The organism is Aeromicrobium sp. (assembly GCF_014378035.1).
GTDB lineage: Bacteria > Actinomycetota > Actinomycetes > Propionibacteriales > Nocardioidaceae > Aeromicrobium.
Window position 1 is genome coordinate 1 of the sequence record NZ_JACMOM010000153.1, and the last position, 22,990, is coordinate 22,990.

At 68.1% G+C, this 22,990-nt stretch carries 22 protein-coding genes; 14 read left to right on the forward strand and 8 right to left on the reverse strand.

The window, feature by feature from the left end:
* On the reverse strand, nt 1-771 hold a 771-nt coding region (locus H7290_RS08025; RefSeq protein WP_290513500.1), incomplete at its 3' end, for an NADPH:quinone oxidoreductase family protein.
* Nucleotides 772-877: 106 nt separating this feature from the next.
* Between H7290_RS08025 and H7290_RS08030 the strand changes: the two genes are divergently transcribed.
* Nucleotides 878-3,391, forward strand: coding sequence for an RNA helicase (locus H7290_RS08030; protein WP_290513501.1), 2,514 nt, complete (start codon nt 878-880; stop codon nt 3,389-3,391).
* 51 nt (nt 3,392-3,442) lie between these two features.
* Here H7290_RS08030 and H7290_RS08035 read toward each other — a convergent pair whose 3' ends face one another.
* Together H7290_RS08035 and H7290_RS08040 are read right to left on the reverse strand one after the other, a co-directional pair.
* The gene (locus tag H7290_RS08035) at nt 3,443-4,789 is read right to left on the reverse strand and encodes a cytochrome P450 (RefSeq protein WP_290513502.1); all 1,347 of its coding nucleotides are present in this window, start codon (nt 4,787-4,789) and stop codon (nt 3,443-3,445) included.
* A complete protein-coding gene (locus tag H7290_RS08040; RefSeq protein ID WP_290513503.1) occupies nt 4,786-6,255 on the reverse strand; it encodes an NAD(P)/FAD-dependent oxidoreductase in 1,470 nt (489 codons plus the stop codon). Before H7290_RS08040 ends, H7290_RS08035 begins: the two co-directional genes overlap by 4 nt.
* Before the next feature lie 96 nt (nt 6,256-6,351).
* Between H7290_RS08040 and H7290_RS08045 the strand changes: the two genes are divergently transcribed.
* Nucleotides 6,352-6,960, forward strand: coding sequence for a TetR/AcrR family transcriptional regulator (locus H7290_RS08045; RefSeq protein WP_290513504.1), 609 nt, complete (start codon nt 6,352-6,354; stop codon nt 6,958-6,960).
* A 72-nt stretch (nt 6,961-7,032) separates the two neighbouring features.
* On the opposite strand, the gene H7290_RS08050 is transcribed toward H7290_RS08045, so the two are convergent.
* Complete coding sequence (locus tag H7290_RS08050; RefSeq protein ID WP_290513505.1) at nt 7,033-7,524, reverse strand: inorganic diphosphatase; 492 nt, start codon at nt 7,522-7,524, stop codon at nt 7,033-7,035.
* A 100-nt stretch (nt 7,525-7,624) separates the two neighbouring features.
* On the opposite strand from H7290_RS08050, the gene dacB reads away from it, so the two are divergent.
* The 11 genes from dacB to H7290_RS08105 all read left to right on the forward strand — a co-directional run bounded on the left by dacB (nt 7,625) and on the right by H7290_RS08105 (nt 17,261).
* On the forward strand, nt 7,625-9,037 hold the full coding sequence (dacB, locus tag H7290_RS08055) for a D-alanyl-D-alanine carboxypeptidase/D-alanyl-D-alanine-endopeptidase (RefSeq protein WP_290513506.1): 1,413 nt from the start codon (nt 7,625-7,627) through the stop codon (nt 9,035-9,037).
* A gap of 61 nt (nt 9,038-9,098) precedes the next feature.
* Nucleotides 9,099-10,145, forward strand: coding sequence for a zinc-dependent metalloprotease (locus H7290_RS08060; RefSeq protein ID WP_290513507.1), 1,047 nt, complete (start codon nt 9,099-9,101; stop codon nt 10,143-10,145).
* A 7-nt stretch (nt 10,146-10,152) separates the two neighbouring features.
* Nucleotides 10,153-11,124, forward strand: a complete 972-nt coding sequence (gene tilS, locus H7290_RS08065; RefSeq protein WP_290513508.1) for a tRNA lysidine(34) synthetase TilS — start codon at nt 10,153-10,155, stop codon at nt 11,122-11,124.
* Nucleotides 11,125-11,128: 4 nt separating this feature from the next.
* A complete protein-coding gene (gene hpt / locus H7290_RS08070; protein ID WP_290513509.1) occupies nt 11,129-11,686 on the forward strand; it encodes a hypoxanthine phosphoribosyltransferase in 558 nt (185 codons plus the stop codon).
* 209 nt (nt 11,687-11,895) lie between these two features.
* A complete protein-coding gene (gene ftsH, locus H7290_RS08075) occupies nt 11,896-13,953 on the forward strand; it encodes an ATP-dependent zinc metalloprotease FtsH (RefSeq protein WP_290513510.1) in 2,058 nt (685 codons plus the stop codon).
* Nucleotides 13,950-14,516, forward strand: a complete 567-nt coding sequence (folE, locus tag H7290_RS08080; RefSeq protein WP_290513511.1) for a GTP cyclohydrolase I FolE — start codon at nt 13,950-13,952, stop codon at nt 14,514-14,516. Before ftsH ends, folE begins: the two co-directional genes overlap by 4 nt.
* A 57-nt stretch (nt 14,517-14,573) precedes the next feature.
* The gene (gene folP, locus H7290_RS08085; RefSeq protein ID WP_290513521.1) at nt 14,574-15,386 is read left to right on the forward strand and encodes a dihydropteroate synthase; all 813 of its coding nucleotides are present in this window, start codon (nt 14,574-14,576) and stop codon (nt 15,384-15,386) included.
* Nucleotides 15,383-15,820: a nuclear transport factor 2 family protein gene (locus H7290_RS08090; protein WP_290513512.1), complete on the forward strand. Its 438-nt coding sequence runs from the start codon at nt 15,383-15,385 to the stop codon at nt 15,818-15,820. Before folP ends, H7290_RS08090 begins: the two co-directional genes overlap by 4 nt.
* On the forward strand, nt 15,820-16,197 hold the full coding sequence (gene folB / locus H7290_RS08095) for a dihydroneopterin aldolase (protein WP_290513513.1): 378 nt from the start codon (nt 15,820-15,822) through the stop codon (nt 16,195-16,197). Before H7290_RS08090 ends, folB begins: the two co-directional genes overlap by 1 nt.
* Nucleotides 16,194-16,757 carry a 2-amino-4-hydroxy-6-hydroxymethyldihydropteridine diphosphokinase gene (gene folK / locus H7290_RS08100; protein WP_290513514.1) on the forward strand — a complete coding sequence of 188 codons (564 nt, stop codon included), beginning with the start codon at nt 16,194-16,196 and terminating at the stop codon, nt 16,755-16,757. The genes folB and folK overlap by 4 nt, the downstream gene beginning before the upstream one ends.
* A gap of 30 nt (nt 16,758-16,787) precedes the next feature.
* On the forward strand, nt 16,788-17,261 hold the full coding sequence (locus H7290_RS08105) for a DUF3180 domain-containing protein (RefSeq protein WP_290513515.1): 474 nt from the start codon (nt 16,788-16,790) through the stop codon (nt 17,259-17,261).
* A gap of 66 nt (nt 17,262-17,327) precedes the next feature.
* On the opposite strand, the gene H7290_RS08110 is transcribed toward H7290_RS08105, so the two are convergent.
* The 4 genes from H7290_RS08110 to H7290_RS08125 all read right to left on the reverse strand — a co-directional run bounded on the left by H7290_RS08110 (nt 17,328) and on the right by H7290_RS08125 (nt 22,605).
* On the reverse strand, nt 17,328-18,986 hold the full coding sequence (locus tag H7290_RS08110) for a DUF885 domain-containing protein (RefSeq protein WP_290513516.1): 1,659 nt from the start codon (nt 18,984-18,986) through the stop codon (nt 17,328-17,330).
* Nucleotides 18,987-19,058: 72 nt separating this feature from the next.
* Nucleotides 19,059-20,201: an NADH-quinone oxidoreductase subunit D gene (locus H7290_RS08115; RefSeq protein ID WP_290513517.1), complete on the reverse strand. Its 1,143-nt coding sequence runs from the start codon at nt 20,199-20,201 to the stop codon at nt 19,059-19,061.
* A complete protein-coding gene (locus H7290_RS08120) occupies nt 20,198-21,673 on the reverse strand; it encodes a polysaccharide pyruvyl transferase family protein (RefSeq protein WP_290513518.1) in 1,476 nt (491 codons plus the stop codon). Before H7290_RS08120 ends, H7290_RS08115 begins: the two co-directional genes overlap by 4 nt.
* Nucleotides 21,670-22,605, reverse strand: a complete 936-nt coding sequence (locus H7290_RS08125; RefSeq protein ID WP_290513519.1) for an SAM-dependent methyltransferase — start codon at nt 22,603-22,605, stop codon at nt 21,670-21,672. Before H7290_RS08125 ends, H7290_RS08120 begins: the two co-directional genes overlap by 4 nt.
* A 37-nt stretch (nt 22,606-22,642) precedes the next feature.
* Here H7290_RS08125 and H7290_RS08130 point away from each other — a divergent pair.
* On the forward strand, nt 22,643-22,990 hold a 348-nt coding region (locus H7290_RS08130), incomplete at its 3' end, for a glycosyltransferase family A protein (RefSeq protein ID WP_290513520.1).

Sequence of the window (22,990 nt, forward strand, 5' to 3'; positions counted from 1 at the left end):
GCCGCCCCGGACGGCAACGTTGTTAAGCAGGAGGCGGTTGAGCTTGACGGTCGGAATCTCTCCGGCGGTGAAGCCGATCACGAGGATGCGGCCGCCGTCGGCGAGGCAGCGCAGGGAGTCGGTGAAGCGGTCGCCACCGACCGGGTCGACGACGATGTCGACGCCACCTCCCGCCTTGATGGCATCCTTGAACCCGTCTGCGAGCACGAACTCGTCCGCTCCTGCTTCGAGTGCGACGGCGCCCTTCTCGGCGGTCGAGGTCACCGCGGAGACGCGGCCCGCGCCGAACGCCTTGGCGACCTGGATTGCTGCGGTGCCGATGCCGCCGGCGGCGCCATGCACCAGCACGGACTCGCCGACCTGCAGGTGTCCGCGCTCGATCAGCGCGAAGTAGGCCGTGCCGTAGTTGAAGATGATCGAGGCACCCTGCTCGAACGAGATGGCGTCGGGCAGCACAAACGCCAGGCCGGCTGGTGCGACCGCCTTCCCGGCGAAGCCGCCCAGCAGGCAGAGGGCCGCGACCCGGTCGCCGGGCGCGAAGCCCGAGCCCTCGGGAGCGCTGACGATCTCGCCGGCGATCTCGGCACCGGGGGTGAATGGCAGGTCAGGCTTCATCTGGTACTCGCCACGGCTCTGCAGCACCTCGGGAAACGCGACTCCCGCAGCGCGTACGCGGATGAGCACCTGGTCGGTGCCGGGGTCGGGGTCAGGGATCTCGACGATCTCGACAGCGGACGGACCTTCGAGCGTGGTGATCTGCACGGCTTTCATGGCCGAGACCCTACCGCAGCACTAAGCGTTCGCTTAGGTCTCGACTCAGTACGTGCCCTGCGGTGGCGGGTGTGCCGGGATGACGGCCACACGGGACAATGCAGGGATGCGCCTCATCGACCTCCTGCCGAAAGGCGTGACGACCGACGAGGACGCGGTATACGAGGCGATCACGCAATGGGTCGACTCGCGCGGGCTGACCCTCTACCCCGCGCAGGACGAGGCGCTGCTCGAGTGTGTCTCGGGGTCCAACGTCATTCTTGCCACCCCCACGGGCTCCGGCAAGAGCCTCGTGGCGACGGGTGCGATGGCCGCGGCGCTGGCCCGGGGCGAGTGCAGCGTCTACACCGCACCGATCAAGGCGCTGGTCAGCGAGAAGTTCTTCGACCTGTGCGAGATCTTCGGCGCCGACAACGTCGGCATGGTCACCGGCGATGCCGCGGTCAACGCCGACGCCCCGATCATCGCCGCGACCGCCGAGATCCTCGCCAACATGGCACTGCGCGAGGGCGCGGGTGCCGACATCGGGCTCGTCGTGATGGATGAGTTCCACTTCTACGCCGACCCCGACCGGGGCTGGGCGTGGCAGGTGCCGTTGATCGAGCTGCCCCGTGCGCAGTTCCTGCTGATGTCCGCGACCCTCGGCGACACGACCCGCCTCGAGGCCGACCTGAGCCGTCGCACCGGACGCTCGACCGCGCTCGTGGCCTCGACCGAGCGACCCGTCCCGCTGATCTCCGAATACGTCAACACCCCCGTCCAGGAAACCCTCGAGCAGCTGCTCGAGACCCACCAGGCGCCGGTCTACGTCGTCCACTTCACGCAGCTCTCCGCCCTCGAGCGCGCCCAGGCACTCACCAGCATCAAGGTCGCGACCCGTGAGGAGCGCGACGTCATCGCCGAGCACCTCGGTGACTTCCGGTTCTCCTCCGCCTTCGGCAAGACGCTCTCGCGGCTCGTCCGCATGGGCATTGGCGTGCATCATGCCGGCATGCTGCCCCGCTACCGCCGGCTCGTCGAGACGCTCACCCAGCAGGGGCTGCTCAAGGTCGTGTGTGGCACCGACACCCTCGGCGTCGGCATCAACGTGCCGATCCGCACCGTGCTGTTCAGCGGGCTGTCGAAGTACGACGGGGTGAAGCAGAGGCAGCTGCAGGTGCGGGAGTTCCAACAGATCGCCGGGCGCGCCGGTCGGGCCGGCTTCGACACCGTCGGGCATGTCATCGTCGAGGCGCCGGAGCACGAGATCGAGAACGCCCGCCTCGTCCGCAAGGCCGGCGACGACGTCAAGAAGCAGCGCAAGATCAACCGCAAAAAGCCACCGGAGGGCTTCGTGTCGTGGGGGCAGGGCACCTTCGACCGGCTGACCACCGGAACGCCCGAGCCGATGGTGTCGCGCATGCGGGTCAGCCACGCGATGGTGCTCGACATCATCTCGCGGCGAGGCGACGCCATGGCGTCCCTCGAGCGGCTGCTCCGCGAGAGCGACGAGGACGAGGAGAGCCAGGACCGGTTGCTGGCGCAGGTCGACGAGATCGTCGAGGCGCTGCTCGCCGGCGATGTCGTCGAACGGGTCGATCCGCCCGACGCCGATGGCCGCACGTTGCGGCTCACGATCGACCTGCAAGCCAACTTCGCTCTCAACCAGCCGCTCTCGCCGTTTGCCGTCGCCGCCTTCGACCTGCTCGACAAGGACGATCCGACGTACGCCCTCGACGTCGTGTCGGTCGTCGAGTCGACCCTCGACGACCCGAGGCCGATCGTCAACGCGCAGCGGCACCGCGCCCGGGGCGAGGCGATCAACGAGATGAAGATGGACGGCATCGAGTACGACGAGCGCATGGAGCTGATCGAGGAGATCACGCATCCCAAACCGCTGCAGGATCTGCTCCAGGCCGCGTACGAGCACTATCAGAAGGGACATCCGTGGGTCGCCGACCACGAGCTGCGGCCCAAGTCCGTCGTGCGTGAGATGTGGGAGCGGGCGATGACGTTCTCCGAGCTGATCGGCGACTACCAGCTCGCCCGCTCGGAGGGGCTGGTGCTGCGCTACCTCTCCGACGTCTACAAGACGCTGGGCCGGACGGTGCCCGAGAAGGTCCGCAACGAAGAGCTCGTCGACCTGACGGAGTGGCTCGGCGAGCTCGTCCGCCAGACCGACTCGAGCCTGCTCGATGAGTGGGAGCAGCTCATCGCGCCCGACGTCGACCCGGCGGAGGCCCGCGCCCAGGCCGATGGCAACGCGCCGCCTCGACCGGTGACGGGCAATGCGAGGGCGTTCCGGGTGCTCGTGCGCAACGCGATGTTCCGTCGCGTCGAGCTCGCCGCCTTCGGCCGCTGGACCGAGCTCGGCAAGCTCGACGACGAGTGGGACGCCGAGGACTGGATGACCGCGATGGCGCCCTACAAGGAGGAGTACGACGAGCTCGGTACCGGGCCGGGAGCCCGCGGGCCTGAGCTGTTCATGGTCGAGGAGGGTCCGGACACCTGGACCGTGAGGCAGACCTTCCAGGACCCCGAGGGCGACCGTGACTGGGGCATCAGTGCTGAGGTCGACCTCGCGGCGAGCGACGAGGCAGGCGAAGCTGTCGTGCGGGTGACAGCAGTGGGCCCCCGCTGAACCTCATTCGTCGGTGACATCTGGACGCTGGCTCACCGATCGCGGGTGGAGTCAGGCTCGACGGGCCTTGAGCCGCAGCGGCGCTTTGTCGCCGGGAACGTTGGTGATGTTGCGCAGCTTGGTGGGCGCGACGGCATCGGCGCTGACTTCATAGCGCTGCAACACCTCCCGCAGCACGACGGTGCCCTCCATCAGTGAGAATGCCGCGCCGATGCATCGACGCACACCGCCACCGAACGGTATCCAGGTGTTCGCGGCGATCTTCTCCGTGAGGAACCGGTCGGGCCTGAACAGGTGCGACTGCGCGAAGCTGTCCTCGCGGCTGTGCGACAACATGATCGATGGAGCCACGGTGGTGCCACGGGGCAGCAGCCGCCCGGCGACGACCTGGTCGCTCTTGAGGGTCCGTGCCACGAAGTCGATGATCGGGTGCAGGCGCATGGATTCCTTGAGACACGCCTCCAGAAAGGCGTCGTCACCGGTGTCGGCGGCGGACACCGCCCGGGCGAGCAGCTCGGGGCTGCGTCCCAGCTCGTGCAGGGTCCACGACAGCGCTGACGCAGTGGTCTCGTGCCCGGCGAGCAGGAGCGTGACGAGCTGGTCGCGCATCTCCGCATCGGTGAGCGGCTCGAGGTCCGCGCCCCCGCCGTCGGGAGAATCGCCAACCTGCAGCAGCCGCGTCAGCACATCGGCGCGGCCGGCCAAACCGTCAGGGGACGAGTCGTGGGCCTTGCGACGTTCGGAGATCTCGGCGTAGAGCAGGGCGTCGACCTGCTCCTGGTTCTTGAAGTAGCCGCGCCACGGCGGGAGCCGGAACAACCACGGGTAGGACCACGCGAGCAGCATCTTCGCGTCGATGTCGACCATGCGGTTGACCTTGGGCCGCAGCACGGCGAGGCGATGTTCGTCGGTGACGCCGAAGACGACCTGCAGGATGACGTCGAGCGTGATGGCGTTCATCCGGTCGAGGGTCACGAGCGTGTCGCCGTCTCGCCACGAGTCGATCTCGACCTTGGCGATCGACTCGACGAGCGGCTGGTACGCGCGCATCGACGGCCCGCTGAACGCTGGCATCAGCATCTTGCGGGCACGCTGGTGCAGGGCGTCGTCGGTCAGCAGCACGGAATGCCTGCCCATGACCGGTTTGAGGATCGCGTTGCCCTCGCCGGCGTGGAACTGCGACGGGTCGGAAGCGAAGATCTCTTTGACGTCCGCCGGGTCGCTGTAGATGACGAGCCGGCGAGGCCCGGGCAGCATCTCCAGCGAGAACGTGTCGCCGAACTCCTGGTGGTACTCGGGGATCAGCTCGTTCCGGTCGCGCAGGAACTTCCACGTCATCCGCCACGGGGCCATGGTGGGGCCGGCGGGGACGTCGTAGTCGCCCTGCGCAGTGGTCATGCCGCGTGCTCCCACGCGAAGTCGGGAGCGTTGACCTTGCGCGTCTCCCACCAGTACTGGAAGGTGAACTTCGGCCAGATCGTCCGGTTCTTGCCGTGGCTGTCGAGGTACCAGCTGGTGCATCCGCCCTGCGTCCAGATGCCCTTCTCGACGAGCCGCTGGATCTCGATGTTGAACTCGATCTGGGCTTCTTTCGTCGGCTCGACCGCGACGGCGCCGCGACGGTCCATCTCATCGAGCATGCGGATGATGAACTTCGTCTGCTGCTCGATCATGAAGACCACCGAGTTGTGGCCGAGGGCAGTGTTCGGGCCGAGCATGAACGCCAGGTTCGGGAAACCGTTGACCATGATGCCCATGTACGTCTCGACGCCGGTCTCGCGGAACTGCGCGGCCAGGTCGACTCCCGACTTGCCCTTGATGTCGAGGTAGTCGAAGGCGTCGATCGTGTGGAAGCCGGTGCCGTAGATGATGACGTCGGCCTCGTGCTTGACGCCGTTGCCGTCGATCACCCCGTCGGACACGATCTCCCTGACGCCGTCGGTGCTCAGGTCCACATCGTCACGCAGGAACGTGGGGTAGTAGGTGTTCGACTGCAGCACCCGCTTGCACCCGAGGCGGTAGTCCGGCGTCAGCTTGGCCCGCAGCTCGGGGTCGGGAATCGCCTTGGCGAGGTACTTGGTCACGATCTTCTCGGCGAACGGCAGCACGTCAAGATGGCCGTTGAAGGCAATGGCCCTGACCTCGAGCGACCAGTACAGAGCGTTGCGGTAGGCGCGCTGGGCGCCCGGAATCGTCGCGAACGCCTTCTTGCGCCACTCGGGCGTGGGCTTGTCCTTCTTGGGCAGCACCCACGGTGGTGTGCGCTGGAACACCGTCAGGTGCTCCGTCTCCTGCGCGATGATCGGGATGAACTGGATGGCGCTCGCGCCGGTGCCGATGACCACGACCTTCTTGCCCTTGAGGTCCACCGAGTGGTCCCACGAGGCGGAGTGGAAGCGTGGCCCGGCGAACGTCTCAGCGCCGTCGATCTCGGGGATGTTGGGGATGTGGAGGCCGCCGACACCGGCCACGACGACGCGCGCTTCGTAGTCCTCGCCCGACGCCGTGCGGACGGTCCAGACGCGGCGATCCTCATCCCACGACGCGCCCTTCACCTCGACGCCGAAGTTGATGAAAGGCCGGAGACCCTGCTCGTCGGCAACCTTGCGCATGTAGGCCCAGATCTCCGGCTGACCGGAGAAGCTCTTGCTCCAACCGGTGTTGAGCTCGTAGGAGAAGGAATACATGTGACTCGGGATGTCGCACTCGCAACCGGGGTAGGTGTTGTCGCGCCACGTGCCGCCGACGTCCTGGGCCTTCTCGAGGACGACGAAGTCCTGGCGGCCCGAATCCCGCAGCTTCATGGCCATGCCCATACCGGAGAAACCTGTGCCGATGATGATGATGTCCTTTTTGATCACCATTCAGATACTATCGGTATCCGGAATGCTTGAACAGCGTTCTGTCATGCCCATGCAGTGTGTCGGTCAACACGGTCGGTGCGCGGAAGGAGACCCCGAGTGACGGTCGAGGGAGCACGGGTCAGCCGCGCCGACAGGCAGGCGCAGACTCGGGAGAGGCTGATCGAAGTCGCCCGCGACATGTTCCTGCGCGACGGGTACGCGGCGACGTCGGTCGACAAGGTCGCGGTGCAGGCGGGCTTCTCCAAGGGCGCCGTGTACTCCAACTTCTCCGGCAAGGAGGAGCTGTGCATGGCCGTGCTCGACAACATCCACGAGGAGCAGATCGAGGGGGTTGTCTCGGCGTTCAGCGTCAACACCGACCTCGACGGACGTATCGAGGCGTTCGCCGCGTGGGCACGCGAAGGGCTCGGCCAGCCACGCTGGACCGCGCTCGAGGTCGAGTTCGCCGCCATCGCGAGGCAGAGCCCCTATGTCGCCAAGGCTCTCGTCGACCGACACCGGGAGATCCGGGCGGCCATCGCGGGGCTTGTCAGGCAGGTCACCGCGGAAGCGGGGCTCGGCGACGCGGTCGATGCCGACCAGGCCGCGACGGTGCTCCTGAGCCTCGGCATCGGGCTCGGCGCGCTGCGGTCGCTCGACAGCCAGATCGATGTCGGCGTCTTCGCCAACACGATGCGCGCGATGCTCCGCACCACTGCCACCTGACGCACGGGGGTGCCCAGCGGGGCGTGACGCGCGACATTCTGTCGCGGCCCGCACTGCCGAGACCAGCGGCGCTCAGTAGCCGCCGTTGTCCTTGAACCGGTCGTAGCTGGCCTCGATCTCGGCCTCGGCCTCGACTCGTCCGGTCCACGTGGAGCCCTCGACGGACTTGCCTGGCTCGAGGTCCTTGTAGACCGTGAAGAAGTGCTCGATCTCAAGCCGGTCGAACTCGGGCACGTGGTGGATGTCCCGCAGGTGCTCCTGACGCGGATCCTTGGCCGGGACGCACAGGACCTTGTCGTCGCCGCCGGCCTCGTCGGTCATGCGGAACATGCCGATCGTGCGGCAGGAGATGACGCAACCCGGGAAGGTCGGCTCCGACAGGAGCACCAGCGCGTCGAGCGGATCGCTGTCGAGGCCGAGGGTGTCGTCGATGAACCCGTAGTCGGCCGGATACTGCGTCGCGGTGAACAGCGTGCGGTCGAGGCGGATGCGGTGCGTCGAGTGATCGACCTCGTACTTGTTGCGGCTGCCCTTGGGAATCTCCACGGTGACGTCGAAAATCACTGTTGCCTCCGGCTCTGGGTGGTGCGGTGGGGGTGGTGAGGTGTGGTGCGTCGCGCACGCCTTCGGCGCCGAGCGACGGGGTCTCTATAGTCTGGCGCACATGACTGCACGGGGCATACGCAGGGTCGCACGCCCCGGCGCCCTCGCCGTCGCGCTCCCCGTTGCCCTCCTCGCGATCGCCGTCGTGCTCGGCTCGGTGCTGTGGTCCCGCGGCGACCTGAACGGCCTCATCTGCGACGGCGACTGCGGACCGGAGCACGTCATCGCGCCCCGGGCGCTCATGTCCGACACCGAGCCCGGCCCGGTCGGGTCGGCACGTCAACCCACCGGGACCGTCGATCCGGCCAAGCTCTCCGCCGCGGTCAAGGGCACGCTCGACTCGGCCGCGCTGGGCCCTCGCGTCGGCTTCGTCGCGATCGACCCGGCCAGCGGCACGCAGCTCGCGACATCGGGCCGCGGGTCGTTCATTCCCGCCTCGACGACGAAGGTGCTCACGAGCTTCGCCGCGCTCTCTCTCCTTGACCCACAGACGCGCTTCTCGACGCGGGTGGTGAAGGACGATGACCGGGTCGTGCTGGTCGGTGGCGGAGACCCGTACCTGGCCACCAAGCGTCCGAAGACCCGCGACCGCGCCGTCCAGGGGGATCTCACGACCTTGGCCCGCCTGACCGCGTCCGCGCTGAAGAAGGCCGGCACCACGACGGTCAGTGTCGGTTACGACGCTTCACTCTTCACCGGTCCGAGTGTGAGTCCGGAGTGGGAGCCGACCTACGTCAGCGGCAACATCGTCACGCTCGTCAGCGCGCTCTGGACCGACCAGGGTGAGCAGGGCGGCGTGCGCGCCAGGGACCCCGCGGCTGCGGCGGCGCGGACGTTTGCCCGTCTGCTTGCCGAACGCGGAGTCACTGTCGCCGGCGAACCTGCGACGGCCTCCGCGTCGGCAGCGGCTCCTGTCGTCGCCGTGGTGCGGAGCGCGACAGTGAGCCGCATCGTCGAGCGCCTGATCGGCACCAGCGACAACCAGGCCTCCGAGGTGATGCTCCGCCAGGCGGCGATCGCCGCGGACGAGCCAGCCAGCTTCCACGGGGGCACGAAGGCAGTAATTGACTCGCTGCAGTCGGCCGGCGTCGACACCGCCGGTCTGCGCCTGTTCGACGGCAGCGGTCTGTCGCGCAGCAACCGCATCTCACCCGCGACGCTCGCCCAGACCCTTCGCGCTGCCGCGTCGAAGCAGCCGACGTCCGAGCTGTTGCCGGACCTGCCGGTCAGTGGGTTCACCGGCACGCTGGTCGACCGTTTCACCGCACTGACTGCCGCGCAGGGACTGGTCCGCGCGAAGACGGGGACGCTGACGGGGGTGCATTCGCTCACGGGGTACGCCGTCGATGCGGACGGGCTCCCAGTGATCTTCGCCGTCATGACTGACGACGCTGACACCGCGATGCCGTTGGCGGCAGAGGCCGACCTCGACAAGGTCGCCGCCGCGATCGCCGCGTGCTCGTGTGGTCGTTGAGCCCGCGACCAGACCTGAATGTCGATTCGTCGGACCATGGTGCGGGTCGTAACGTAGGCACATGATCGATTGGAAGCTGGCGCTCACGACGGCCACGAAGTTGTCGAAGCCCGGCCCCGAGATGTCCGCCGCCGAGGTCGCCGAGACCGTTGCCGAGCTGCGCGAGGGTGCGGCGAGGTCGGAGGGTCCGGTGCGCGAGTTCAGTAACCTTCACGCCACGTCCGCCACGGCGCCCGTGCTGGTCGTCGACAGGGCGCACTGGGTCGAGGCCAACCTCGACACCTTCAAGATCCTGATGGACCCGGTCATCGCCAAGCTTGCCGCGAAGAACAAGGTGCCCACTGGCCTCGGCCGCACCGTCGGCGAGAAGATCAGCGGCGCCGAGACCGGCGCCATGATGGCCTTCCTGTCGACCAAGGTGCTGGGGCAGTTCGACCCGTTCTGGACGGGCCCGGCGGGCGAAGGTGGGCGGCTGCTTCTCGTCGCCCCCAACATCGTCCAGGCTGAGCGGCTGCTCGGGGTGGACCCACACGACTTCCGGCTCTGGGTCTGTCTGCACGAGGAGACCCACCGGGTGCAGTTCACGGCCGTTGACTGGCTGCGCGGGCACATGCGCTCCCTGCTCGACGAGTTCGTCGATGCCACCGATCTCGACTCCTCGGCCCTGTCATCCCTCTTCAGCGAAGGCCTCGGGGAGTTCGTCAAGGTCGCCCGGGGCGACTCCGACGCGACCTTCGCCGGACTGTTCCAGAACGACCGGCAGCGCGAGATCGTCGACCAGCTGACCGGCATCATGTCGCTGCTCGAGGGCCACGCCGATGTCGTGATGGACGGCGTCGGGCCCGAGGTCATCCCGAGCGTCGCCGAGATCCGGCGCAAGTTCACCGAGCGTCGCAAGGGTGCGAGCCCGCTCGACCGGCTGCTGCGCAAGCTGCTGGGACTCGACGCCAAGATGCGTCAGTACCGCGACGGCGCCGCGTTCGTGCGTGACGTCAACGACAAGGTCGGGCTCAGCGGCTTCAACGCCGTCTGGTCGGAGCCGGCCAACCTGCCGTCCAAGTCAGAGATCCTCGACCCCGCCGCGTGGGTCGCCCGCGTGCACGGCTGACGTCGTCATGGGCGGTGCGCTCGACCCGGCGGTCGCCTCGGGCCGCAACGAGGTGCGCAGGGCGCTGGACGACCTGGGCCCAGGCTCTCGCATCGTCGTCGGAGTCTCCGGCGGTGCGGACTCGCTGGCCCTCGCCGCGGTGACGGCGTTCGTGGCCGACCGGGAGTCGTACGACCTTCGCGCCGTGATCGTCGACCACCAGCTCCAGGTGGGCTCCGCCGAGGTTGCCGTGAGAGCCGCCGACCAGCTCGGCGGCCTGGGCAATCTCGGCGGAGTGGCGGTGGGGGCCGACATCGTGACCGTGGGCGTCGGTACTGCCGGGGGGCCGGGGGCCGCTGCCCGTCGTGCGCGCTACGAGGCGCTGGCCGGCCTCGACGCGGATGCCGTTCTGCTCGCCCACACCCTCGACGACCAGGCCGAGACGGTGCTGCTCGGACTCGGCCGCGGCTCGGGACCACGCTCGATCGCCGGCATGACTGAGCACGACGGCCTGTGGCGGCGGCCGTTCCTCGCCCTGCGGCGGGCCGACACCGAGCAGATCTGCCGGGCCCACGGCCTCGACTGGTGGATGGATCCGCACAACTCCGACCCGTCGTACCGCCGCTCACGGCTGCGGTCGGAGGTCATGCCGCTGCTCGAGGACGTGCTCGGCGGCGGTGTGGCTGAGGCGCTGGCCCGCACGGCCGACCAGGTACGCGCCGACGGCATGCACCTCGATGCGCTCGCCGCGCTCGTGGCAGAGCCGCGCGACGTCGGCACGCTCCTCGAGCTCACCCCGGCACTTCGCTCGCGAGTGCTGCGGGCGGCAGCTCTGGAGGCGGGCGCCGACGGGTCTGCTCTCACGTCGGCACACCTCGCCGAGCTCGACCGGCTGGTCACCGCATGGCACGGGCAGGTGCGCATCGAGCTGCCCGGGGGTGTGGCGTGCATGCGGGAGGGGCGTTCCCTGTTGTTCGTCACTACCCCTGTGGCAGGCTGACCCCGTGGATCAGACGCATGTCGACGGCGACCTCGAGCTCGATCAGACTCTCTTCACCGAGGAGCAGATCACGACGCGCCTCCGTGAGATAGCGCGTGAGATCGAGAAGGACTACGACGGCAGGGACCTGCTGCTGGTTGGCGTCCTCAAGGGTGCGGTCATGGTGATGGCCGATCTCGCCCGTAGCCTCGACCGGCACGTCGAGATGGACTGGATGGCGGTGTCGTCCTACGGCTCCGGGACCAAGTCGTCGGGCGTGGTCCGCATCCTCAAGGACCTCGACACCGACCTCAACGGACGCCACGTGCTGATCGTCGAGGACATCATCGACACCGGGCTCACTCTGTCGTGGCTCATCACCAACCTGAAGTCCCGCGGGCCGGCCTCAGTCGAGATCGCCACCCTGCTGCGCAAGCCCGAGGCCCAGCAGATGGACGTCGCGGTCAAGTACGTCGGTTTCGACATTCCCAACGCATTCGTCGTCGGCTACGGCCTCGACTTCAACGAGAAGTACCGCAACCTGAGATGCATCGGAACACTCGCGCCGCACATCTACTCCTGAGCGTCCGTGCTGCGGGCCGCCGTCACGACCTGCGGAAGTGGTGCGTCGGGGGGTTGTGACGTCCGGGAAGAAGACCATTCGGGGGTCTGATTGCACTGGTCAGGGAACGTTCGGGGTCCATCAGCACGTTCAACGTGGGGATGGTGCTCCGTGTACCGTCTGACTACCGACAAGAACACGAGGAGGAGTGGACTCGTTCCACGCCGTACATGAATTTCAAACGCCTCTTCAAGGGCCCCTGGGTCTGGATCGCCCTCATTGCCATCGTCGTGATCACGATCGTGCAGTTCTCCTCGTCGACGGGCGGTTACAAGGAGGTCAAGACGGCCACGATGGTCACGTACCTCGACAGTGGCAAGGTCAAGGACATCACCTTCGTCGAGGGCGACCAGGAGATCCAGGCGACGCTCACCGACAACCAGAAGGTGCGTGCGACATGGCTCGGCGAGCAGGGCTTTCAGCTCGAGCAGCAGGCCGAGCGCGCCGTCGTCGACAAGAAGCTCAAGACCTTCGACGTCAAGGTGCCCAAGAGCAACCCTCTCGTGTCGGTGCTCATCACGATCGTGCCTTTCGTCCTGATCTTCTTGTTCATCATGTGGATGATGAACAACGCTGCCGGCGGCGGCGGGCGCGTCATGCAGTTCGCCAAGTCCAAGGCCAAGCTGATGACCAAGGACACCCCCAAGACGACGTTCTCCGACGTCGCCGGTTGTGACGAGGCCATCGAGGAGCTCGGCGAGATCAAGGAGTTCCTGCAGGAACCGGCCAAGTTCCAGGCGGTCGGCGCCAAGATCCCCAAGGGCGTGCTGCTGTACGGCCCTCCCGGTACCGGCAAGACCCTCCTCGCCCGCGCCGTGGCAGGTGAGGCAGGAGTGCCCTTCTACTCCATCTCGGGCTCCGACTTCGTGGAGATGTTCGTCGGCGTGGGCGCGAGCCGCGTGCGTGACCTGTTCGCGCAGGCCAAGGAGAATGCTCCGGCCATCATCTTCATCGACGAGATCGATGCAGTCGGTCGCCACCGCGGCACCGGCATGGGCGGGGGCCATGACGAGCGCGAGCAGACCCTCAACCAGCTGCTCGTCGAGATGGACGGCTTCGACGTGCGGGGCGGCGTCATCCTGATCGCGGCCACCAACCGGCCCGACGTGCTCGACCCCGCGCTGTTGCGTCCGGGACGGTTCGACCGTCAGATCGGCGTCGAGGCGCCCGATCTGGCCGGACGCACCCAGATCCTGCGCGTGCACTCGCGCGGCAAGCCCATCGCCCCCGGCGTCGAGCTCGAGGCCGTCGGTCGCCGTACCCCCGGCTTCTCGGGTGCCGACCTTGCCAACGTCCTCAACGAGGCGGCACTGCTCACGGCCCGCAACGGCGACAAGACCATCGACAACGCCGCGCTCGACGAGGCGATCGACCGGGTCATCTCCGGACCGCAGAAGCGCAGCCGCCTGATGAACGAGAACGAGCGCCGCATCACGGCCTACCACGAGGGCGGACACGCGCTGGTCGCCGCCGCGCTCCCGCAGAGCGACCCGGTGCACAAGATCACGATCCTCCCGCGCGGCCGGGCCCTCGGTTACACCATGGTGCTGCCCGACGAGGACAAGTACTCCCAGACACGTGCCGAGCTGCTCGACAGGCTCGCCTACATGATGGGCGGCCGCGCGGCCGAGGAGCTGGTCTTCCACGACCCCACGACCGGGGCCGGGAACGACATCGAGAAGGCCACCGGCCTCGCCAGGGCGATGGTGACCCAGTACGGCATGACCGAGCGTCTCGGTGCAGTGCGCCTCGGCGAGAACGAGGGGCAGCCGTTCCTCGGCCGCGACATCGGCCACGCCCGCAACTACTCCGAGGCCGTTGCCGCGGTGGTCGACGAGGAGATCAACAAGCTGATCTCCTACGCCCACCAGGAGGCGTTCGACATCCTCACCGAGAATCGCGACGTGCTCGACGCACTCGTCACCGAGCTGCTCGAGAAGGAGACCCTCGACAAGGCGCAGGTTGCAGAGATCTTCGTGCCGTTGCGTCGTCGGGAGATCCGCCCCGCGTGGACCGGCTCAGACACACGCGCCCCGTCGACGCTGCCGCCGGTGCCGTCGATCGCCGGGCGGTCCTACAGCGGGGCAAACGGCACGAATGGTGCCATCGGCTCGGGTGACAGCTCCAACGGCGATCACGGAACGCCCATCACGATCGGTCCTGACTCTGGGTCCGACGCCCCGTCCCCCGCGGGCGGCGACGTGCACGGCAAGCCTGAGATGCCATGACCGTCGATCTTCCGCGGGCCGAGGCGGCAGTCAGAGAGCTGCTCATCGCGATCGGCGAAGATCCTGAACGAGACGGCCTCCGCGACACGCCCGCGAGAGTGGCGAAGTCCTACATCGAGCTGCTGGCCGGGCTCGACCAGACCGCCGAGGAGGTCCTCACCGCCGAGTTCGACGTCGGTCACGAAGAGCTGGTCCTGGTCAAGGACATCGAGGTGTGGTCGATGTGCGAGCACCACCTCGTGCCGTTCTTCGGCGTCGCGCATGTCGGTTACATCCCCGGCGAGGGCGGGCGGGTGACTGGCTTGTCGAAGCTCGCCCGGCTCGTCGACGTGTTCTCGCGGCGTCCGCAGGTGCAGGAGCGGCTCACCACGCAGGTGGCCGAGTCCCTCGTCACGATCCTCAAGCCGCGCGGTGCCATCGTCGTCATCGAGGCCGAGCATCTGTGCATGGCGATGCGGGGAGTGCGCAAGGGCGGCGCCCGCACCATCACCAGCGCCGTGCGCGGCCAGCTGCGCGACCCGGCGACCCGAGCAGAGGCCATGGGCCTCATCACCTCCCGCTAGCCCGCTGTGGTGCCCTCGAGCGCGCTCAGCGGACTCGCCGCCGACCGCTGCCTGGTCATGGGGGTGGTCAACGTGACGCCCGACTCGTTCTCCGACGGCGGCAAGTGGCTCGACGCCGCCACGGCCATCCGCCATGGTGTCGATCTCGTGCGCGATGGTGCCGACCTCGTGGATGTCGGCGGCGAGTCGACCCGACCGGGCGCGACCCGCATCGACGCTGAGGAGGAGATGCGCAGGGTGGTACCCGTCATCGAGGGGCTGGTGGCCGAGGGCATCACGGTCTCGGTCGACACGATGCGAGCTTCGACAGCACGCCGTGCGCTCGATGCCGGCGCTGCGGTAGTCAACGACGTCTCGGGAGGCCGGGCCGACCCGCAGATGATGGCGCTGGCGGCCGAGGCCGGGTCACCGATCGTGCTGATGCACTGGCGCCAGCACTCGGCGGTGATGCAGAACCACACGCACTACGACGACCTCGTCGCCGACATCTGCACCGAGCTGACGATGCAGGTAGCTGCCGCGCTGGACGCGGGCGTCGACCCCGGCCTGATCATCGTCGACCCGGGTCTCGGCTTCTCCAAGACCGGCGACCAGAACTGGACCGTCCTCGCCCACCTCGATGCCTTCACGGCCCTCGGCCACCCCGTGCTGGTCGCCGCGAGCCGCAAACGGTTCCTGGGCGAGCTGCTGGCCGTCGAAGGCCCGTCCGGTGAGCGCGAGCTACGTCCGCCGGACCGTCGCGAGGCCGCCACGACCGCGATCACGACGATGGCCGCCGCGGCCGGCGCCTGGTGCGTGCGGGTGCACGAACCGGCTGCCTCCGCCGACGCCGTACGCGTTGTTGCACGCCTGGCGGGGGAGACCCGATGAGCGCTGCCCCCCTCGAGGTCCACCGGGCCTTCTACGACGCCGTGGAGGGTGGCGACGTCGACCTCATGGCGTCGCTGTGGATCGACGATCCCGGCATCTCGTGCGTGCACCCCGGCGCGCTCCCGCTACGCGGGAGGTCGTCGGTGCTGCGGTCCTGGACCGTGCTGATGGCCAACGTCGGCTACATCCAGTTCTTCCTGACAGACGTCGAGGTCGCCTACTTCCCGCGCGGGGATGACGAGCCGTCGACGGTCGCGATCAGCTGTACCGAAAATATTCTGTCGGGCGAGGGGCTCGCGTCCGACGGACATTTCTCTGGTGGCTCGGCGGTGTGCACCAGTATCTTGGTCCGCGACGACGGCGGCTGGAAATTCTGGTCGCGCCATGCCTCGCCGATCGCCGAGCTGTACACCCCAGACCCGGAGGACGACTGATGGCCATTCCCGCAGGTCTCGACCGCATCGATCTGACTGGCATCGCAGCCCGTGGATACCACGGTGTCTTCGAGGAGGAGAAGCGCGACGGTCAGACATTCGTCATCGACGTCAGCCTGGGTCTCGACCTCGGGCCCGCTGCCCGCGAGCACGATCTGACCAAGACTGTCCACTACGGCGTCCTCGCCCAGCAGGTGCATGATGCCATCGTCGGCGACCCGGTCGACCTCATTGAGACGTTGGCGCTTCGTGTGGTGAACTTGTGCCTGGCTGAAGGGTGGGTGCAATGGGTTAGCGTGACCGTGCACAAGCCTGAAGCGCCCATTGCGGTGACGTTCTCCAACGTCGCCGTCACGTTAGAGCGGAGCAAGTCGTGACCGAAGCGCCCACACCGTACGTCCTCGATGCAGACACGATGACCGGCGGCATGCGACCCATCCGTCAGGCAGTCATGGCGATCGGCTCCAACCTCGGCGACCGTCACGGGAAGATCCAGGGCGGTGTCTCCGCACTGGAGGACACCCCCGAGGTGACCATCGTGGCGATCTCCTCGGTCTATGAGACCGAGGCCGTCGGGGGGCCCGCCGACTCCGGCAAGTTCCTCAACGCCGTCGTGCTCATCGACACCACCCTCACGGTCCACACGCTCCTCGACCGGGCCCTTGCCATCGAGGACGCCTTCGGCCGCGAGCGATCCGACTCCGATGCCCCGCGCACGCTCGATGTCGACGTGATCGTCGTGGGCAACCGGGTCGCCGAGGACGAGCAGCTGGTGCTGCCCCATCCGCGCGCCCACGAGCGAGGATTCGTCCTCGTGCCGTGGCTCGAGATCGACCCCGAGGGCGAGATCCCGGGCAGGGGATTCGTGGCCGACCTGATCGGCGGCGTCGACACCAGCGGCGTCACCAAGCGCGAGGACCTCGAGATCATCCTGTGATCCTTTCGTCTTGGTGATCAGAGTCTTGGCGTGAACAGGGTGAAGCGGACGTCGGCAGTCCTCATCGCCGCGCTGATCGGCGGCGGAGTGGTCGTCGGCCGGCTCCTGCCCCCGCTCATCGTCCGGTCCGAGGGCAACGTCCCGCGGGTCAGCTGGGCCTCAGCCCTCACGCTGTTGCTGGGTGCAGCCGCGGTCGGGGTGTTCGCCTGGAGCACATGGCAGAGCCTGCACAAGAAGCATGAGCGCATGACGGCCGACTACGGCATCAAGATGCTCTCGCTGGGCAAGTCGGCCGCCGTCGTGGGTGCTCTCGTGTCGGGCGTCTACGGCGGTTTCGCTCTCGCGTTCATCGATGCCACCGATGTCCCGCTCGGCAAGGAGCGATTCCTGCACGCGGGCGCCGCCTCGATCGCCGGCGTCCTGCTGCTCGTCGCGGGGCTGCTGCTCGAGCGGGCGTGCCAGCTGCCCGACGACGACGATGACGACGCGGCCACCCCCGCCTAACGCTCGCGAGTCACTCAGGACGGCTCGCGAGTCACTCAGGACGGTTCGCGAGTCACTCAGGACGGTTCAGTCGCTGGCGAGCAGCGCACGCCGCAGCGTCCCGAGGCCCACGCTGCCGACGGAGAGCGCGCGACGATGGAACTCTTTGAGATCGGGCCCGTTGGCTGCCACGAAGTCCTCGCGCAGCTGCTCCCAGATGCGCTGACCGACCTTGTACGACGGCGCCTGCCCGGGCCAGCCGAGGTAGCGGTTGACCTCGAAGCGCACGAACGAGTCGTTCATGTTGACGTGCTGCGCCATGAAGCCGAAGGCATCGTCACCGGTCCACGTGCCCGAGCCGTCAGGCTTGCGCTTGCCGAGGTGGACGCCAATGTCGACGACGACGCGGGCCGCGCGCATCCGCTGCCCGTCGAGCATGCCGAGCCGGTCGGCGGGGTCGTCGAGGTAGCCCAGCTCCGACATCAACCGCTCGGCGTAGAGGGCCCACCCCTCGCCGTGGCCGGAGTTCCAGCTCATCCGCCGCCATGCGTTGGGCTCGGCGCTGTTGTGCACCGCAAGACCACACTGGAGGTGGTGGCCGGGAACGCCTTCGTGGTAGACCGTCGTCAGCTCACGCCAGGTGTCGAACTCGGTGATGCCCTCCGGGACGCTCCACCACATGCGGCCCGCGCGGGTGAAGTCCTCGCTGGGCGGCGTGTAGTAGATGCCTCCCTCCTGCGTCGGGGCGATCATGCACTCGAGCCGTCGCATCGGCTCGGGAATGTCGAAGTGGGTACGCCCCAGGTCGGCGACGGCGCGGTCGCTGGTCTCCTGCATCCACGCCTGCAACGCGTCGGTGCCGTGCAGCTTGTGCGCAGGGTCGGCGTCGAGCAACGCGATCGCCTCTGCCACACCCGCACCCGGCATGATCTGGGCAGCGATCGACTCCTGCTCCGAGACCATGCGCGCCAGCTCCTCGAGCCCCCACTCGTAGGTCTCGTCAAGATCGATCTCCGCCCCGACGAAGTGGCGTGACGCCAGCGCATAGTGCTCGCGGCCCACACCGTCGGCCTCAGGAGCGTGGGGAGCAAGCTCGGTGTCGAGGAACGAGACGAGGTCGGCGTACGCCGCGGAGGCGGCGCGCGCACCGGCCTCGAGATCGCTCTTGAGGTTCTCGGGTGCATCGGCACTCGTCGCCAGGGCGTGGAAGAAGCTTGTCGATCCGATCTGCTTGCGGGCCTGGGCCGAGACCTCGCGCACCTGGCGTACAGCCGGCATGTTGCCCGAGGCGATGCCGATCCGCAGGGAGTCGAGGTAACCCGCCATGGCGGCGGGGATGTTGCGCATCCGTTGCGCGACGTGGCTCCAGTCGTCCTCGGACCCGGTGCTCATGAGGTCGAAGACGTCGCGGAGGTCCTGGGCCGGCGACGCGATGACGTTGAGGTCGCGCTGCCAGAAGCCTGCTTCGACCTGCTCGAGCTCGAGCTCGAGCGTGCGGATCAGCTCGGACTTCGTCACGTCGTCGACGGCGTCACCGGCCTCGGCCGCGCGCACCCGCGTCAGCATCGAGCGGGCGGCGTCGGCGGCGGCACCCACGCCGTCGGGTGAGCGATCGGTGTAGTCGGACTCACGGCCGGGCCGGCCCAGATGGACGTGCAGCTCAGGCGTCAGCTCGAGCATGGTGTCGAGCCACTCTTCGGCGAGGACGTCGAGCGAGGTGGGCGAACGAGGCGTGGAGTCGGGCATGCTCCGACCTTACGATGGCGCCATGCCCATGACCCGCGTGCCACTGACGCTGGGGCGAGGTGAAGCCAGACCTCACTTGTCGATGTCGCCGACCACGAAGAACATCGAGCCGAGGATCGCGACGAGATCAGCCACGACGGTGCCGCCCACGATCTCGGGCAGCACGGCGACGTTGTTGAACGAGGCCGACCGCAGCTTGAGCCGCCACGGCGTCTTCTCCCCGCGCGACACGAGGTAGTAGCCGTTGAGGCCGAGCGGGTTTTCGGTCCAGACGTACGTGGACCCCTCCGGCGCCTTCAGGATCTTGGGCAATCGCACGTTGACCGGGCCGGGTGCGAGCTGGGAGAGCCGGGCGAGGCAAGCGTCGGCGAGGTCGAGCGACACCTTGGTCTGTTCGAGCAGGATGGCAAAGCGTGCGTAGCAGTCGCCCTCGGTCATGACCGGCACCCGCAGGACGTCCTGCAGCTCGGCGTACGCGAGGTAGGGCTCGTCGCGACGCAGGTCGAGGTCGAGCCCCGACGCGCGCGCGATCGGACCGGAGACGCCGTACGCATGCACGAGGTCGGGCGACAGGACGCCGACACCTCGCGTGCGGGCCCGGAAGATCTCGTTGCCGAAGATCAGGTCCTCCAGCTCCTGCAGGCGGGTGCGCACTGTCGAGACGGCCGCTGATGCGCGTCCCGTCCAACCGGCCGGGATGTCCTCCTTGAGGCCGCCGACGCGGTTGAACATGTAGTGCATCCGACCCCCCGACACCTCTTCCATGACCTCCTGGATGGTCTCGCGCTCACGGAACGCGTAGAAGATCGGCGTGATCGCACCGAGCTCGAGCGGGTACGACCCGAGGAACATCAGGTGGTTCAGCACCCGGTTGAGCTCAGCGAGGAGGGTGCGGATCCAGGTCGCTCGCTCCGGCACCTCCATGCCCAGCATGTCCTCGACGGCGAGCACGACGCCGAGCTCGGACGAGAAGGCGCTCAGCCAGTCGTGCCGGTTGGCGAGCACGATGATCTGGCGGTAGTCACGCACCTCGAACAGCTTCTCGACCCCGCGGTGCATGTAGCCGATGATCGGTTCGCAGGCCACCACGCGTTCGCCGTCGAGTGTCAGGCGTAGCCGGAGCACGCCGTGCGTCGCGGGGTGCTGCGGGCCGATGTTGAGCACCATGTCCGTCGTGGCAAAACCCGTGCCGACGCTGGCGGTGACCTCGTTCATCGGCGTCGGAGCGTGCGCCGCACCCACCGGACGAGCCGCCTGGAAATGCTGCGTGGCGAGATGCGCTCGATTCGTTCGAGTCGCGCATACAGCTCGTCCATCTGGCGGGTGTGGGCGTGCAGCTTTTCGGCGACCTCGTCCTGGATGCGCGCGTGCCTGCTGCCCGCACCGCGCCACTGGGGATGCGGGAAGGGGTGTTCGTACGCCTGATCGTGTCGGGTGATGTCGAGGACCATGCCATCGCGCAGCCACTGCAGCCGTGAGGCGATCTCACTTCCGTCGGAGGCGATCAGCGGTCTGACGGCCGGCGGAAACGTGACGGCATCGACCTTGGCGTCGAAGCTGCCGGGTCGCGCGCCATCGGCCCAGATGTGCGCGAGACCGTTGCGCTCGAGGAAGGTCGTGTAGAGGTCGAACCGCTCGGGCATCGCGGCGTTGAACGCCGACATGTCGGTGGAGTCGTACAGCTCTTCGGCCCTGAGGTCGGCGGTGAACTCGGGCATCACGGTGCAGGGCATCTGGTGGTGCTCGGCCAGCTCGAGCGTGCGCGAGTCGTGGGCGAGCAGGTGCGCCGGGGTGCCTCCGAGGAGTGCCGCGACGTTGCCGTGGAACCGGGTTCCGTAGGCGAAGTCCTGGGTGGCCATGAAGTCGTACCAGGTCCAGGTGTCGAGGAAGAGCCGCATGCGATCGGACTGGTAGAGCGGGTGGTTCATGTGCACCGGTACCAGCGGGTCGTGGACGTGCGGGAAGGGCGTGCCCCACAGCAGGAGGCGCAGGTCGTGGGCGTCCTGACCGATGTAGGTGAGGTGCGGGTGACGCTCGGCCTGCGCCGTGGCGAACGCGCCGATGCCGTGCACCTCAGGTGTGAGGTTGAGTGCCAGCGGGCTGTCGATGCCGATCGTCGCGGTCGTCTTGTCAACCGTGAAGTCGCGGCCGTGCAGGAACAGCGAGGGACAGCCGATGATGTCGATCGAGCGCTCGGGAAATCCGAGCTTGACGAGGTAGGACTTGGTGAACTCCCCTCGCACGCCGATCGATGCCGAGCGGTCGAGCACTCGCCCGACGAACCTCTTGACCGTCTTGGCCATCGGTTGGAGCGACTCGATGCCCTCGCCCACCGCCGCCTGAGCGCCGATGCCGACGACCGTGACCGGCACCTTGACGCCGTCGAGCAGCTCGCTGAGGCGGTCGAGCCGGGGAGCGAAGGCCGGCCTGAAGGCGTTGGCGAGCGGGATGACGAAGTGGTCGAACTCGCGATTGATGCGCGCGGCGTCGCGCGCCGACGGCGGTGTGCGCTCGGAAAGCGTGCCGTTGGACGTCAGCTCGGCGCCCTCGACGGAGAGCGCCTTCCAGATCGCGTGCTGGAAGAGGTAGTTGCCGCTGTTGCTGTTGAACACGTCTTGCGTCAGGGTCGATTCTGCGACGACTGGGGTGAACGGGTTCTTGCCCGATCGGATCAGCAGGCGTGTCATGCCTCCAGTGTTCCACGTCCCCGCGGGTCGCTGACCAACCACCAGAAGTCGCCCAGGCCGCCCCTGGCGAGCAGCTCTCCAGCCTCGCCCGCAACGCTCAATGCGCGCAGGTAGTCGGCCGGCTCGGTGCGTGCGAGGTCGAGCGGTGGCCGGTGCCCGTCGATCCCGAGGACGGCAAGTGCGTCGCGTTGGCGGAGTATCCCGCTGCCCGTGGCGGAGGCGACGGAGTCGACCGCGACGTGCGCAGTGACGTCACGACTCCCGTCCGGGACGACGTCGACCTCGTGGCCGTCGGCGTACGACCGCAGGGTGCCAAGGGGTGGTCGTCCGCCGGTGCGGGTGTGTCCGTAGTCGATCGCGATGGCCAAGCCCTCGACCCGGGCCACCGCATCGGCCCAGGCCACGTCCCGTGCATCGCCGACCTCCGCGCGCTCACCCGGCCGCGTGAGAGGCCACCACTCGTCGAGCCACGCCGACCGGTACGGCTTGCCGAGCGACTCCTTGCCGGTCGTCGCATCGACGAGCAGCAATCGCACGACCCCCGCGTCGTCCACCTCGACGATGTCGCACGGGATGTTGTCGAGCCACTCGTTCGCCATCAGCAGTCCATCGATCCGCTGCGGCATCTCCTCGCACCAACCGATATCGGGGTCGAGGCCGGGCGGACGCCTGGCGAGCTCGACCCCGATGAGCTCGATGTCGGCGCCGACGAGGGGGCGCAGTGCAGCGAGCATCTCGCCTCCGCCGGCACCGAGGTCGACGACGCTCGCGAACCCGTTGCGGTGCACGATCTCGGCGACAGCACCGGCGAAGGCGCCGAGGTGCGCGCTCGTGCTGAAGTGGTTGGCTGGCGTCGACACCCGGAAGAAGCCGTTCTCGCCGTACAGCGCGTCGTGCCAGGCCCGGCGCCAGGGGCGCGGCTCGGTCGTCATGGTCTCAACCTAGGAGAGTCGTCGGTATGCTCGGCGCGTGGCTCGACTACGGAGATGGCTGCGGCGAGCCGTCGCGATGCCCGTCGACAGATGGCGCCAGCGCTCCCGCCCGGTACTCAGCATCATCGTCCCGGTCTACAACGGGGCCGAGCACCTCGACGAGTCGTTGCGATCGGTCCGGCGTCAGGACTACCGCCGCATCGAGGTGGTGGTCATCGACGATGGCTCGACCGACGACAGCCTCGCCATCGCGCGCCGCCACGCACGCCTGGATCGGCGCATCACGGTGCTCACCCAGTCCAACGCCGGCGTCGGGGCCGCGCGCCGGGTGGCCGTCACCGCGGCGAAAGGCGACTTCCTGACGTTCGTCGACGCCGGCGACACC